The sequence below is a fragment of the Actinoplanes sp. NPDC026623 genome (genome assembly GCF_040638275.1).
GTDB lineage: Bacteria > Actinomycetota > Actinomycetes > Mycobacteriales > Micromonosporaceae > Actinoplanes.
In genome coordinates, this window is sequence record NZ_JBEZXZ010000039.1 from 11,667 (window position 1) to 25,349 (window position 13,683).

The following is a 13,683-nucleotide window of genomic DNA, read 5'->3' on the forward strand; positions in this document are numbered from 1 at the left end:
GATTTTGTGCGGGCGGGACTCGTCGGAGCGCCGTTCGCCTGGGCTTTTGTGGGGGGCGGGTCGGCTACGGCGGGAGTGGCCGACGGACCGACCGCGTCACCGTGCGTCGTCACGGGTAAAGCGTGCCCGATCTATGCATCGCAGACAACAGGTACCCCACGGCCGTGACCGGACAGGTACCTCCCGACCGTGACTTGCGCCGCCCCGACTCAACTTTGACTTGCGGATGTGCGATGCCGTGGCATCATTGAGCCCGGTCCACTCAACTTGAAGACCCCAGACACTCGAAGATTTTGGCAAGAAGCGAGGAAGCGAACATGGCACGAGCGGTCGGCATCGACCTCGGCACCACGAACTCCTGCGTCAGCGTTCTGGAGGGCGGTGAGCCCTCCGTCGTCGCGAACGCCGAGGGTTCCCGGACGACGCCGTCCATCGTCGCGTTCGCGCGAAACGGCGAGGTCCTCGTCGGCGAGGTCGCCAAGCGTCAGGCGGTTACCAACCCCGACCGGACGATCCGTTCGGTCAAGCGCGAGGTCGGCACGAACTGGTCCGTCGACATCGACGGTAAGAAGTACACCCCGCAGGAGATCTCGGCGCGGGTCCTCATGAAGCTCAAGCGCGACTCCGAGGCCTACCTCGGCGAGTCGGTCACGGACGCGGTCATCACCGTCCCGGCCTACTTCAACGACGCGCAGCGCCAGGCCACCAAGGAGGCCGGCGAGATCGCGGGCTTCAACGTCCTGCGCATCGTCAACGAGCCCACCGCCGCCGCCCTCGCGTACGGCCTGGACAAGGGCTCCAAGGAGCAGACCGTACTGGTCTTCGACCTCGGCGGCGGCACCTTCGACGTCTCCCTGCTCGAGCTCGGCGAGGGCGTCATCGAGGTCAAGGCGACCTCCGGCGACAACCACCTCGGCGGCGACGACTGGGACCAGCGGGTCATCGACCACCTGGTCAAGACGTTCCGCGGCGAGCACGGCATCGACCTGGGCAACGACAAGATGGCGCTGCAGCGTCTGCGCGAGGCCGCCGAGAAGGCCAAGATCGAGCTGTCGGCCGCGTCGACCACCAGCATCAACCTGCCCTACATCACGGCCGGCCCGGCCGGCCCGCTGCACCTCGACATGAACCTGAGCCGTTCCGAGTTCCAGCGCATGACGCAGGACCTGCTGGACCGCTGCAAGGGCCCGTTCGAGCAGGCCATCAAGGACGCCAACATCAAGGTCGCCGACGTCGACCACGTCATCCTGGTCGGCGGCTCGACCCGGATGCCCGCCGTCTCCGAGCTGGTCAAGTCGATGACCGGCCGCGACCCGAACAAGGGCGTCAACCCGGACGAGGTCGTCGCCGTCGGCGCCGCCCTGCAGGCCGGCGTGCTCAAGGGTGAGGTCAAGGACGTCCTGCTGCTCGACGTGACCCCGCTGTCGCTGGGCATCGAGACCAAGGGCGGCATCTTCACCAAGCTCATCGAGCGCAACACCACGATCCCGACCAAGCGCTCCGAGGTCTTCACCACGGCCGACGACAACCAGCCGTCCGTGCTGATCCAGGTCTTCCAGGGCGAGCGCGAGATCGCGGCCTACAACAAGAAGCTCGGCACCTTCGAGCTGACCGGCCTGCCGCCGGCGCCGCGCAACGTGCCCCAGATCGAGGTCACCTTCGACATCGACGCCAACGGCATCGTGCACGTCGCCGCGAAGGACATGGGCACCGGCAAGGAGCAGAAGATGACGATCACCGGCGGCTCCGCGCTGCCGAAGGACGACATCGAGCGCATGATGCGCGACGCCCAGGACCACGCCGACGAGGACAAGCAGCGCAAGGACGACGCGGAGACCCGCAACCTGGCCGAGCAGCTGCAGTGGCAGACCGAGAAGTTCCTCGCCGAGAGCGGCGACAAGCTGCCCGAGGAGAGCAAGGGCCAGATCAGCGAGGCGCTGGGCGACCTGCGCGGCGCGCTGGGCGGCAGCGACATCGAAAAGATCAAGACGGCGCACGAGAAGCTGGCGTCGGTCTCCCAGCAGGCCGGTTCCCTGCTCTACGCGCAGCAGAACCAGGACGGCACGCAGGACGCGCCGGGTCCCGACGGCACGCAGGGCGCGCCCGGTGGCGCCGGCGCGAGCGCGGGCCCGTCTGGCGGTGGCGCTGACGACGTCGTGGACGCCGAGATCGTCGAGGACGACAAGAAGTGAGCCGCTCGGACGACGAGAACGACGGTCAGGGCACCGAGCGCGTCGTCATCCGGGACCGGCGCAAGATCGACGTGAAGGGTAAGGGCACCACGGTGGCCAAGGAGTCCGACGAGGCAGCCGCCGGCGGCGCGCACCGCGCCGCCGAGGAGCCGGAGGAGGAAGTGGCGATCGCCGTGACCGCCCTCGGCGCCGAACTGGCGGCGTTGCGTACCGAACTCGACGAGCGGACCCGTGACCTGCAGCGGGTCACGGCCGAGTACGCCAACTACCGCAAGCGGGTCGACCGCGACCGGAGCGCGGCGGCCGAGCTCACCACGGGCGCGGTGCTCACCGCGCTGCTGCCGGTGCTGGACGACGTCGACCGGGCCCGCGAGCACGGCGACCTGGTCGGCCCGTTCGCCACCGTGGCCGAGGCGCTCGGCGCCTCGGTCGGCAAGCTCGGGCTCGTGGCGTTCGGGGAGAAGGGCGACCCGTTCGACCCGACCCGCCACGAGGCGGTCGCGCACCTGACGTCCGCGGACGTCTCCGAGCCGACCTGCGTCGAGGTCATGCGCCGCGGTTACCTCCTGGGCGAGCGGCTGCTGCGGCCCGCCCTGGTCGCGGTCGCCGATCCGGCGTGACGATCACCAGTCCCGCCCACCGTGAGGTGGGCGGGACCCCGTCATATCCGTTGGAGGAGGTGGACTAGATGAGTTCGAAGGACTGGCTGGAGAAGGACTTCTACGCCGTTCTCGGGGTGGGCAAGTCCGCCTCCGCCGACGAGATCAAAAAGGCTTACCGGAAGCTGGCCCGGGCCAATCACCCCGACCACAACCCCGGCAACACCGACGCCGAGGACCGGTTCAAGGCCGCGTCCGAGGCCTACGACGTGCTCTCCGACGACAAGAAGCGCAAAGAGTACGACGAGATGCGCTCCCTGTTCGGCTCGGGCGCGTTCCGCCGCGGCGCCCGCGCCGGCGGCTCCCAGTTCGACCCGTCAGACCTGTTCGGCGGGGGCTTCAGCGGGGCCGGTCAACCCGGCGGGGCCGGTGACCGCCGGTTCGGCGGCGCGGGCTTCTCCGACATCTTCAGCTCCATCTTCTCCGGCGGCGGCGCCGGCGGGCCGGGGCCGGGCGGACGCCGGGGACCCCAGCGCGGCCGGGACGTCGAGGCCGAGGTCACGCTCGACTTCGGGCACGCGGTCACGGGCACGACCCTGCCGCTGACGCTTCGCTCGCCGGGCGTCTGCGACACCTGCCACGGCAACGGCGCCAAGCCCGGCACGGTGCCGCGGACCTGTCCGCAGTGTCACGGCTCCGGGCTGATCTCCCGCAACCAGGGCTCGTTCAGCTTCTCCGAGCCGTGCCGCGAGTGCCAGGGCGCGGGCAGCATCGTCGAGCACAAGTGCCCCGAGTGCCGGGGCACGGGCGGGGTCACCAAGAACCGCACGATCAACGTCCGGTTCCCCGCCGGCGTCGCCGACGGCCAGCGGATCCGGCTCAGCGGCCGGGGCGAGCCCGGCGACAAGGGCGGCCCCGCCGGCGACCTGTACGTGCAGGTCAAGGTCAGGCCGGACGAGCTGTTCGGTCGCAACGGCGACGACATCACGCTGACCGTGCCGATCACGTTCGCGGAGGCGGTGCTCGGCACCGACCTGCGAGTTCCCACCATGGACAGCCCGGTCACGCTGCGGGTGCCGCCCGGCACGCCGAGCGGCCGCACGCTGCGGGCGCGCGGAAAGGGTGTCCAGCGCCGCGACGGCCAGGTCGGCGATCTGCTGGTCACCGTCGAGGTGCAGGTACCCGCGGTCGCCTCGGTGAGCACCGAGGCCCGCGACGCATTGGAACAGTTCGCCAAGCTCACGCCCAACGCCGAGCGGGAGCGCATCGAGGCCCGGCTGCGCCGCGGCTGACTCAGGACCTGTCAGGAGGTGGCACATGTATGAAGAGATCAGCATCTCGGTGGAGCAGGCCTCCGACGCGAAGGTCTTGATCATTTCCGTCGCCGCGCGGCTGGCCGGGATGCATCCGCAGACCCTGCGCCAGTACGACCGGCTCGGCCTGGTGCAGGCGGGCCGGGCCGGGGGCGGCGGACGGCGCTACAGCGAACGCGACGTCGCGCTGCTGCGCGAGGTGCAGCGGCTGAGCCAGGCGGACGGTGTCAACCTGGCCGGCATCAAGCGGATCATCGGGCTCGAGCAGCTCGTGGGCGAGTTGCAGGAACGCGTTGCCGAGCTGGAACAGCAGCTCGGCAACGCGTATCAGCAGATCGCACAGCTTGAGGCGATGCGCGCCTATCCGGGCCGTGACCTGGTCCGGCAGGAGCGTCCGTCGACGGCCCTGGTGGTGTGGCGCCCCCGTCGCCCCGGGGACAGGTAGGAGCGCCGGGACTCAGCGCCGGCCGAAGGCGGCGAGGCGGCGCGGGTGGCGTACCAGGCCGCCCTCGATCCAGTCCTCGTAGTCGAACAGCTCGGGCCGGGTCATCAGCGCCCGGCAGTTGTGCGCCCACATCTGCATCGGCTCGTCGCCGACCTCTTCCGCGCGCTCCACGTACTTCTTCATGCGGCGCTTGCGCTGCTTCGACGCGTTCGGCCGGATGCCGTCCGCGGCGTAGATGTACATGCAGTGCAGTGCGAACCGGCGGGCCGGGCACTGCCGGTCCATCGCCAGCTCGTAGAGGGTCGGCGCGAGCATGTCGCCGGCGATGAGCAGGTCCCAGTCGGACGGCATCGCGTCCAGCGGAACGGCCTCGGGGTGGTATGCCCAGGCCTGCAGCTCCTCCGGTCGCGGATCGACCGGGTTGGCGAAACCGAAGAAAGTCGACTCACTCACGGTCACGACGCCGCCTCGTTTAGCTCACTCATGCCGCCGTCCTCCCCGGCAGAGGGCCTTGCTGTCCCGCCGGGAAGGCATCCCTGCAGCCGGCGAGTCGCTGGTCACCCGATAACACGTTGTTGTTGCGGCGACACGTTAGCGCGCCGTGTGTGGGTAACGGAAGTCTCAGGAGATCACTTTCGGATACTAATCAGTAGCAGTACGCTGCCCGGTCGCCGAGCAGGTCAATCGGCGGCGGGAACAGGTCCGACAGGCCGGCGTACGGCCATGCGTTTGCGGACTATGGCCTTGAACCAGGCGTAGTCGGACAAACGCGCAAGCATCGGGCCGGTGACGACGGTGATCAGGACGTACGCCGTCGCGAGCGGCGCCAGGCCGGGCTCGACCCCGGAGGCGACGGCCAGCCCGGCGATGACGATCGAGAACTCGCCGCGGGGCATCAGGGCGAGCCCGGCGCGGATCTGGCCGGGCAGCGCGATGCCGCCGCGCCGGGCGGCGAACACGCCCGTCAGGACCTTCGTCAGCATGGAGATCACGGCGAGCCCGAGGGCCGGCAGGATCACCGGCGGAATCGCGGCCGGGTCCGTGGAGAGGCCGAAGAAGAGGAAGAACACCGCGGCGAACAGGTCTCGCAGCGGCGTCAGGATCTGGGTCGCGTTGTGTGCCACCGGGCCGGAGAGCGCGATGCCGACGAGGAAGGCGCCCACGGCGGCGGACACCTGCAGCTGGGCCGCGACGCCGGCCACGAAGAGGGTCAGGCCCAGCACGCTGAGCAGCAGCGCCTCGGGGTCCTTCACCGAGATGAAGCTCGAGATGGCGTGGCCGTACCGGATCGCGACGACCAGCACCGCGATCACCGTGAGCACCGCGACGGAGAGCGCCTTCACCCCGCCGAGCAGGCCGACGCCGGCCAGCACGGCGGTGACCACCGGCAGGTAGAAGGCCATCGCCAGGTCCTCGATGACCAGAATCGAGAGGATCACCGGGGTCTCGCGGTTACCGAGCCGGCCCAGGTCGCCGAGCACCTTGGCGATCACGCCGGACGAGGAGACCCAGGTGATGCCGGCCAGCACCAGCGCCGCCTCCCAGCCCCAGCCGAGCAGCAACGCGAAGCCGGCCCCGGGCAGGGCGTTGAACAGCGCGTCGATCAGGCCGGCCGGCGCGGCCGAGCGCAGGTTGCCGACCAGCTCGTTCGCCGAATACTCCAGGCCCAGCATGACCAGCAGCAGGATGACGCCGATCTCCGCGCCGACCTCGATGAACTCCTTGCTGGCGAGGAGCGGGTTCAGGCCGCCGTGGCCGAAGGCGAGCCCGGCCAGCAGGTAGAGCGGGATCGGCGAGAGGCCGAAGCGGCGGCCGATGCGGCCGAGCATGCCGAGCGCGAACAGCACCGCGCCGACCTCGATGAGCAGGACCGTGGTGCTGTGCACCGGCGGCGCCTCAGTCGCCGGTGTCGCCGGCCAGGATGGCGGTGACGCCGTCCAGGCCGTCGCGGGTTCCGACGGCGACGACCACGTCGTTCGCCTCGAACTGGAAGGCCGGGCCGGGTGAGGCGATCACCTCGCGGTCCCGCAGGACCGCGACGATGGAGGCGCTGGTGCGGGTGCGGGCGCGGGTGTCGCCCAGGCGGCGGCCGACGAACGGCGATCCGGCCGGCAGGGCGACCTGCTCGGTGAGCAGCCCGGCTGCCTGCTCCCGCAGGCCGGAAAGCTGGCCGAGCATGAGGGAGGCGCCGAGCACGTCGGCGAGCGCCTCCGCCTCGTCGTCGGTGAGGGGGATCGACGCCAGGCAGGCGTCGGGATCCTCCACGTCGTAGAGCACCAGATCGCGCCGGCCGTTGCGGTGTGAGACCACCCCGACGGTGCGGCCGGACGAGGTGATCAGGTCATGACGGACACCGATGCCCGGAAGCGGTGTTTGCTCTACCCGTACGCGCACGCGACCAACGGTAGCGGATGTGTCATGCATGTCGCGGCGGACGCTCATTACGTACGACGATCAGGAGCAGCAGGCCCGCCGCGCACAACGCCGCGCAGAACCAGTACGCCAGCCGGTAGTCGAAGCGCTGAGCCACCCCGAAGAGCGGCCCGGCCAGCATCGCGCCCAGCGGAAACGCGTTGCTGAACAGCGTCGTGGCCCGTCCGGGGTGCCCCGGCAGCATGTTCTGCACATAGGAGATGCCCAGCCCGGTGATCGCGGCGATGAACAGGGCGTTGAGCACCTGGCCGGCGATCAGCATCCAGAGGCCGGTGGCCACTGCGGCCAGGGCGTAGTAGGCGACGCCGCAGGCCGCACCCGTGAAGAGCAGCCGCCGCAGCGGCAGCCGGACGGCGAGCAGGCCGAGCCCGAGCATCAGCGGGATCTCGAGGGCGGCGCAGAGCCCGAGCAGCAGCCCGGCGTCGCCGACGTCGCCGTGCAACTCGGCCTCGATGAACAGCGGCAGCGACTGCACCGCCAGCGTCAGCGGGGTCTGCAACAGGGTGAACGCGACCGCGGTCAGCCACAGCGTCCAGCGTCCGGCGGTGACCCGGTCGTCGACGGGATCGTCGCCGGCGCGGGGCGCCGGGGCCGGCACCTCGTCGAGCCAGTAGATCGCGACCAGGGCGGCGAGCCCGTACATCAGCGCGGCGGTGCCGTAGACCCAGACGAAGCCGCCCGCGCCGAGCAGCAGTGCGGCCAGCGGCGGACCCGCGACCCAGGCCAGGGAGAACACCGTCCGCAGCGCGCTGATCCCGATCGGGGCGCGCGCCGGGTCGTCGCGCTCGAGCACCTGCCGGGCGTACGCGAAGGATTGCGGGAAGAGTGAGCCGGCGACCGCGAAGGCGGTGACCGCGAGGGCGAGCAGCACCCAGTAGTCGCGGACCACCGCGGTCACGCCGGTGCCGATCAGGCCGGCCGCCGCGCCGCCGATCAGCAGCGCGCGCCGGATGGGCCGCCGGTCGGAGAGCCGGCCGATCAGCGAGGAGGCGAGCACCCCGGCGAGCGGCGCGACGATCAGGAAGACCGTGATCTCGATCGGGCCGGCGTCCACCTCCGTGCTGAGGAACAGCGACATGAAGGGGTTGAACAGGGCGACGGAGACGCCGACGGCGAGGAAGAGAAGGCCGAGCGGGAGCAGGGCGCGACCGAGACGCGACGCCGTCCGAGCCGAGGACTGCTGGGTCACCGCCGCCACGCTACGGCTCGCGGGACGCGTTGCACATGGTGACTCCCGTTACGGTCGAGGTGGCCCGCGGGAGGGCGCGGCGTCCGGGTCGCCGACCTAGAGTTGAGTGGAATAGGCTCAAGTCTCGGATTGCTGGACTACTGGGGAAGAAGATCCGTTTCCAGGGGAGCTCATGAACACCGAACGCCTGACCACCAAGAGCCGCGACGTCATCACCGGGGCCGTCGCCGACGCGAACCAGCGCGGCCACGCCACCGTCGAGCCGTGGCACCTGCTCCTTTCGCTGCTCGACACCGGCGGCTCCACCGCGGCGGCCCTTTTGCGCGCGGTCGGCGCCAATCCGGCGGACGTGCGCCGCGCGGCCGTACGCGCGGTCGAGCAGCAGCCCTCCGCCCGCGGGGCGAGCACCGCCGAGCCCAGCCTGTCGCGGGAGTTCGTCAACGCCATCGGCGAGGCCGAGCTGATCGCCAAGCCGCTGGGCGACGAGTACGTCTCCACCGAGCACCTGCTGGCCGGCCTGGCCCGCGTCGGCGGCGCGGTCGGCAAGGCGCTGCGCGACGTCGGCGCCACCGAGGAGACGCTGGTCGCGGCGTTCCCCTCGGTCCGTGGGGGCGACCGCCGGGTCACCACGGCCGAGCCCGAGCAGACCTACAAGGCGCTCGAGAAGTACAGCGTCGACCTGACCGCGCTGGCCCGCGACGGCAAGATCGACCCGGTGATCGGGCGCGACGCCGAGATCCGTCGCGTGGTGCAGGTGCTGTCGCGGCGTACCAAGAACAACCCGGTGCTGATCGGTGAGCCCGGGGTCGGCAAGACCGCGATCGTCGAGGGCCTGGCCCAGCGCATCGTGGCGGGCGACGTCCCCGAGACGCTGCGCGACAAGAAGCTGGTCTCGCTCGACCTCGGCGCGATGGTCGCCGGCGCGCAGTACCGGGGCCAGTTCGAGGAGCGGCTCAAGAGCGTGCTCGAGGAGATCCGCAACTCCAACGGCCAGGTCGTGACCTTCCTCGACGAGTTGCACACCGTCGTCGGCGCGGGCAAGGGCGAGGGCTCGATGGACGCCGGCAACATGCTCAAGCCGATGCTGGCCCGCGGTGAGCTGCGGATGGTCGGCGCGACCACCCTGGACGAGTACCGCGAGCACATCGAGAAGGACCCCGCGCTCGAGCGGCGCTTCCAGCCCGTGGTCGTCGGCGAGCCGACCGTCGAGGACACCATCGGCATCCTGCGCGGGCTCAAGGGCCGTTACGAGGCGCACCACCGGGTGCAGATCACCGACGCCGCGCTGGTCGCGGCGGCGGCCCTTTCCGACCGCTACATCAGCGACCGGTTCCTGCCCGACAAGGCCATCGACCTGATCGACGAGGCGGCCTCGCGGCTGCGCATGGAGATCGACTCCCGGCCGGTCGAGCTGGACCAGTTGCAGCGCCAGGTCGACCGGATGCGCGTCGAGAAGCTCGCCCTGGCGAAGGAGACCGACCCCGCGTCGATCACCCGGCTGCAGCGGCTGGAGCGCGACCTCGCCGACCGCGAGGAGGAACTGACCGCGCTGAACGCCCGCTGGGAGCGCGAGCGCAGCGGCCTGAACCGGGTCGGCGAGCTGAAGAAGCGGCTCGACGAGGCGCAGGCCGATCTGGAGCGGGCGCAGCGCGACGCCGAGTGGGAGAAGGCATCCCGCCTGCAGTACCAGGAGATACCGGCGCTGATGGGCGAGATCGAGGACGCCTCGGCCGCCGAGGAGGAGAAGACCGAGCCGCCGATGGTCAAGGAGGAGGTGGCCGCGGACGACATCGCCGAGGTCATCGCCTCGTGGACGGGCATCCCGGCCGGCCGGATGATGGAGGGCGAGACCGCCAAGCTGCTGCGCATGGAGGAGTCGCTGCAGGCCAAGGTGGTCGGCCAGGCCGAGGCCGTCGCGGCGGTCTCGGGCGCCGTACGCCGGGCCCGGGCGGGTGTGGCCGACCCGGACCGCCCGACCGGCAGCTTCCTGTTCCTGGGCCCCACCGGCGTCGGCAAGACCGAGCTCGCCAAGGCCCTCGCGGGCTTCCTGTTCGACGACGAACGCGCCATGGTCCGCATCGACATGAGCGAGTACGGCGAGAAGCACTCCGTCGCCCGGCTGCTGGGCGCCCCGCCCGGCTACGTCGGCTACGAGGAGGGCGGGCAGCTCACCGAGGCGGTGCGGCGGCGGCCCTACTCGGTGGTGCTGCTCGACGAGGTCGAGAAGGCGCATCCGGACGTCTTCGACACGCTGTTGCAGGTGCTCGACGACGGGCGGCTCACGGACGGCCAGGGCCGCACGGTCGACTTCCGCAACGCGATCCTGGTGCTCACCTCGAACCTGGGGTCGTCGGTCATCTCCGACTTCACCCTCGGCGCCGAGGAGCGGCGCGAGGAGGTCATGGCGGCGGTGCGGGCGCACTTCAAGCCGGAGTTCCTCAACCGGCTCGACGACATCGTGGTGTTCCAGGCGCTGACCGCTCAGGACCTGGCGGCCATCGTGGACATCCAGCTCGGCCGGCTGCGTACCCGGCTCGCCGACCGGCGGCTCAGCCTCGAGGTCTCCGACGCCGCGGTGTTGTGGCTGGGCGAGCGGGGCTACGACCCGATCTACGGCGCCCGGCCGCTGCGCCGGCTGGTGCAGTCGTCGATCGGCGACTCGCTGGCGAAGGCGCTGCTCGCGGGCGAGATCGTCGACGGCGACACCGTCGTGGTGGACCTGAACGACGCGAAGGACGGGCTCTCGGTCCATTCCTGAGAAGCGGAGGGGCCCCGGGTGACCGGGGCCCCTCCGTCGCGTCCTAGCTCGCCTGGGCGTCTCGCTGCCGGTAGGCGTGTGTCATGAGGATGTCCGTGAAGGCGTGCTCGCCCTCCTCGGACCAGATCCTGATCCCGTCGCGGTGCAACTGGTAACGAACGTCGGTGTAGCTGGTTCTGGTGTCGTCGTGGTGCACGACGGTCAGGGTGTCTGCGTGCGGCATGGGACTCACCGGTCCTTGTCGAGTCTGTGCGGCCGCGGACTGGTCACGCGGCCGGCGTAATCGGGAGGGAGCCCGTATCCGGTCTGCCTGGGCCCCGGCTGTCTCTGAGCGGGGGCGGCGACGCGGCCGGGCAGGGGGCGCCGCCGGAGCTCTCTGCTGCCTGCGGCGCGCCACGAGATGGAAGTGTAGGGCGGTCGATCGACTCTGTCGCCCCCCTGAATGAGCGACATATATCGTCCGATTTAGTGCTACATCGGGCGATGTTGCCATACGGCCCGGCTCGGCGCCGGTTGGTCGACGGATATGGCGCGCGACCGATACCGTTAGTGGATCTAGGAGGGAACGCCGTGTCTGATCCGATGTACCCGGGAGTGTCAGCGCCGAGATCGCGCCCGTCGGTGGTGACGATCTCGTCCTATCTGCTCTACCTCAGTTCGGCCGTGTCGGTGATCGGGGCGGTGCTGTCCCTGACCACGATCGGGACCACCAGAGACGTCTACGCCGAGATGTACGAGGGCACCGCGAACGCCGGCCTGGAGAGCGTGATCACCGGGGTCGCCGTCGTCACCACGGTGATCAGCATCGCGTTCGCCGCGGCCCTGGCGGTTCTCGCGATCTTCGACGGCCGTGGCAAGCAGGGCGCGCGGATCACCACCTGGGTGGTCGGCGGCATCTACCTCTGTTGCAACGGCGTCGGCCTGCTCGGCAACGCCGTGAGCGGCGGCCTGGCGGGCATGGAGACCAACGGCAACGCGGGGCCCAGCCCCAAGGAGCTCGAGACGCGGCTCTCCGAGGCGTTGCCGAGCTGGTACAAGCCGACCGAGACGCTGCTGACCGTTGTCATCGTGCTCGCGCTGCTGGGCGCCGTGATCCTGCTGGCGCTGCCGGCGTCGAACGCGTATTTCCGCAAGGCGGCCGCCACCTGGAACCCGCTCGACCACCCGGGATATCCGGCACACCAGCCGCCGTACCCGGGCCAGCCGCAGTATCCGGGTCAGCCGCAGTATCCGGGCCAGCCGTCCTACCCGGCCTATCCGGGCGGGGAGACCACCCCGCCCGCATCCGTCCCGCCGGCCCCCGGGCCGGCCGCGGGAGAGTCTCCGGGTGCCACGCCGGACCCGGCCTCGCCCAGCGATCCGTGGAGCGCACCGCCGCCCCCGCCGCCCGGTGAGGACCGGCCGGGCCGCTCGCCGACCGATCCCGCCTGAACCCCGCTCGTCGTGCGCCGCCGGCTCGCCCCGGCGGCGCGCTGCGTGTCCGGGTAGGTTCGTCCGCAACGGATCACCGGGAGACGTCCATGTCGTACGCAATGCAGCCGCCGGTCGCGCAGGCGGCACCCGCGGTTACGCCACGCCGGCCCGTGCCGGTGGTGGCCGCGTCCATCCTGCTGATGGTGATGGCGGTGGCCGGGCTCGCGTACGCGATCGCCGCGATCGCGATCGCGCCCGGCACGATCGACCGGTTCCGCGCCGCGGCCGGCGGTTCGGACGGTGTGGACGTCGACGGCCTGGCCGGCGTCGTCTGGATCATGGCCGCGGTGGGTGCGGTGCTCGCCGTGATCCTCTTCGCGGTCTGCGTCGTGCTGGCGCTCGGGCTGCTGCGGGGCAGCAACACCGCCCGGATCGCCACCTGGGTGACCGCCGGCCTCGGCCTGCTCGCCGGCTGCACCTCGACGCTCGTCATGGCCGTCCAGTTCGGCGACGACGCGACCCAGGGCACGCTGGGGGCCGCGCTGGCCGAGGCCTACCCGGGGTCCTGGGTCGGGCTCAACGTCTCCCTGAGCGTCGCGCAGATGGCCGGGTACCTGGTCGTCAGCCTGCTGCTGCTGGCCGCGCCCGGCACGTACTTCGGGCGGGCGCCGAAGCCGCTGCCGCCGGACCCCTTCGCCGCGCCGTCCGCCGCCGGCTATCCGGGCGTGCCGCCGGGCTACGGCCCGCAGGCCGTGGGCGGCTTCGCGGCGCCGCCAGCCGGGGGCTACGGATCGCCGTACCCCCCGCCCGCCGGGGACGGGTCGTCGCCGTACGCCCCGCCCGCCGACGGCCAGGCATCGCCGTACGCCCCGCCGGCCGGGGGCTACGGATCGCCGTACCCATCGCCCCCGCCGGCCGTCGAGCGGCCGCAACCGGGCCCGGACGATGAGTACTGGTCGCGTCCGTCCAACTGACGGGCTACATCCATCGACCGACGTGGGTCACCCGAACGGGTAACGTTGTGCGCCGAGGATGTGCCCGATTTCGCTGTCTGGCCGTTTTCGGTTCACCGCTCGGTGAGTGTTTTTCGCTGGACGGGCAGACGTGTGACGATGACAACGGTGTCGGTGCGTCATCGTTCGATGACCGTCGTTGTCTGCCGACCCCCGCCCGACCCCGTCAAAAGGTGCTTTGAGCTGCGTCTATGCCTGTTCGAAAGGGTGGGTGACGGCCGCTTCAGTTAACAACATTTCCTGTACCGGCGAGGCAATGCCCTGGGTCAATAGTTCCTTTCCGCCCTGGCGGGGCAGAACGTTCCAGTTTTCCGTCACGACGTACGCT

Annotated in this window: 12 protein-coding genes; 7 read left to right on the top strand and 5 right to left on the bottom strand. The window is 70.9% G+C overall.

Annotated features, from left to right (window positions below; translation table 11 throughout):
• Positions 1-317: 317 nt before the first annotated feature.
• The 4 genes from dnaK (at position 318) to AB0F10_RS14810 (ending at position 4,549) form a co-directional block, all read left to right on the top strand.
• The gene (gene dnaK / locus AB0F10_RS14795; protein WP_360623906.1) at positions 318-2,192 is read left to right on the top strand and encodes a molecular chaperone DnaK; all 1,875 of its coding nucleotides are present in this window, start codon (positions 318-320) and stop codon (positions 2,190-2,192) included.
• Complete coding sequence (grpE, locus tag AB0F10_RS14800; protein ID WP_360623908.1) at positions 2,189-2,812, top strand: nucleotide exchange factor GrpE; 624 nt, start codon at positions 2,189-2,191, stop codon at positions 2,810-2,812. Before dnaK ends, grpE begins: the two co-directional genes overlap by 4 nt.
• A 68-nt stretch (positions 2,813-2,880) precedes the next feature.
• Positions 2,881-4,083, top strand: coding sequence for a molecular chaperone DnaJ (dnaJ, locus tag AB0F10_RS14805; protein ID WP_360623910.1), 1,203 nt, complete (start codon positions 2,881-2,883; stop codon positions 4,081-4,083).
• A gap of 25 nt (positions 4,084-4,108) precedes the next feature.
• Positions 4,109-4,549: a heat shock protein transcriptional repressor HspR gene (locus AB0F10_RS14810; RefSeq protein WP_360623912.1), complete on the top strand. Its 441-nt coding sequence runs from the start codon at positions 4,109-4,111 to the stop codon at positions 4,547-4,549.
• A gap of 12 nt (positions 4,550-4,561) precedes the next feature.
• Here AB0F10_RS14810 and AB0F10_RS14815 read toward each other — a convergent pair whose 3' ends face one another.
• The 4 genes from AB0F10_RS14815 to AB0F10_RS14830 all read right to left on the bottom strand — a co-directional run bounded on the left by AB0F10_RS14815 (position 4,562) and on the right by AB0F10_RS14830 (position 8,171).
• The gene (locus AB0F10_RS14815) at positions 4,562-5,008 is read right to left on the bottom strand and encodes a hypothetical protein (RefSeq protein WP_360623914.1); all 447 of its coding nucleotides are present in this window, start codon (positions 5,006-5,008) and stop codon (positions 4,562-4,564) included.
• A 221-nt stretch (positions 5,009-5,229) separates the two neighbouring features.
• Positions 5,230-6,435 (bottom strand): cation:proton antiporter, encoded by a 1,206-nt coding sequence (locus AB0F10_RS14820; RefSeq protein WP_360623916.1) that lies wholly within the window; start codon positions 6,433-6,435, stop codon positions 5,230-5,232.
• A 10-nt stretch (positions 6,436-6,445) separates the two neighbouring features.
• A complete protein-coding gene (locus tag AB0F10_RS14825) occupies positions 6,446-6,943 on the bottom strand; it encodes a cation:proton antiporter regulatory subunit (RefSeq protein ID WP_360623918.1) in 498 nt (165 codons plus the stop codon).
• Between the two features lie 22 nt (positions 6,944-6,965).
• Positions 6,966-8,171 carry a sugar efflux transporter gene (locus AB0F10_RS14830; RefSeq protein WP_360623920.1) on the bottom strand — a complete coding sequence of 402 codons (1,206 nt, stop codon included), beginning with the start codon at positions 8,169-8,171 and terminating at the stop codon, positions 6,966-6,968.
• A gap of 172 nt (positions 8,172-8,343) precedes the next feature.
• On the opposite strand from AB0F10_RS14830, the gene clpB reads away from it, so the two are divergent.
• Positions 8,344-10,929: an ATP-dependent chaperone ClpB gene (gene clpB / locus AB0F10_RS14835; RefSeq protein WP_360623922.1), complete on the top strand. Its 2,586-nt coding sequence runs from the start codon at positions 8,344-8,346 to the stop codon at positions 10,927-10,929.
• A 43-nt stretch (positions 10,930-10,972) separates the two neighbouring features.
• On the opposite strand, the gene AB0F10_RS14840 is transcribed toward clpB, so the two are convergent.
• Positions 10,973-11,152 (bottom strand): hypothetical protein, encoded by a 180-nt coding sequence (locus AB0F10_RS14840; protein WP_360623924.1) that lies wholly within the window; start codon positions 11,150-11,152, stop codon positions 10,973-10,975.
• A gap of 347 nt (positions 11,153-11,499) precedes the next feature.
• Here AB0F10_RS14840 and AB0F10_RS14845 point away from each other — a divergent pair, with 347 nt between their 5' ends.
• Both AB0F10_RS14845 and AB0F10_RS14850 read left to right on the top strand, forming a co-directional pair.
• Complete coding sequence (locus AB0F10_RS14845) at positions 11,500-12,360, top strand: hypothetical protein (RefSeq protein ID WP_360623926.1); 861 nt, start codon at positions 11,500-11,502, stop codon at positions 12,358-12,360.
• A gap of 89 nt (positions 12,361-12,449) precedes the next feature.
• The gene (locus AB0F10_RS14850) at positions 12,450-13,316 is read left to right on the top strand and encodes a hypothetical protein (protein ID WP_360623928.1); all 867 of its coding nucleotides are present in this window, start codon (positions 12,450-12,452) and stop codon (positions 13,314-13,316) included.
• The last annotated feature ends 367 nt before the right edge of the window (positions 13,317-13,683 follow it).

Excerpts from the sequence above, each read along its gene's own strand:
- clpB (WP_360623922.1), top strand. The coding sequence starts at position 8,344 with ATGAACACCGAACGCCTGACCACCAAGAGCCGCGACGTCATCACCGGG.
- AB0F10_RS14840 (WP_360623924.1), bottom strand. The coding sequence starts at position 11,152 with ATGCCGCACGCAGACACCCTGACCGTCGTGCACCACGACGACACCAGA.
- AB0F10_RS14850 (WP_360623928.1), top strand. The coding sequence starts at position 12,450 with ATGTCGTACGCAATGCAGCCGCCGGTCGCGCAGGCGGCACCCGCGGTT.
- AB0F10_RS14810 (WP_360623912.1), top strand. The coding sequence starts at position 4,109 with ATGTATGAAGAGATCAGCATCTCGGTGGAGCAGGCCTCCGACGCGAAG.
- dnaK (WP_360623906.1), top strand. The coding sequence starts at position 318 with ATGGCACGAGCGGTCGGCATCGACCTCGGCACCACGAACTCCTGCGTC.
- dnaJ (WP_360623910.1), top strand. The coding sequence starts at position 2,881 with ATGAGTTCGAAGGACTGGCTGGAGAAGGACTTCTACGCCGTTCTCGGG.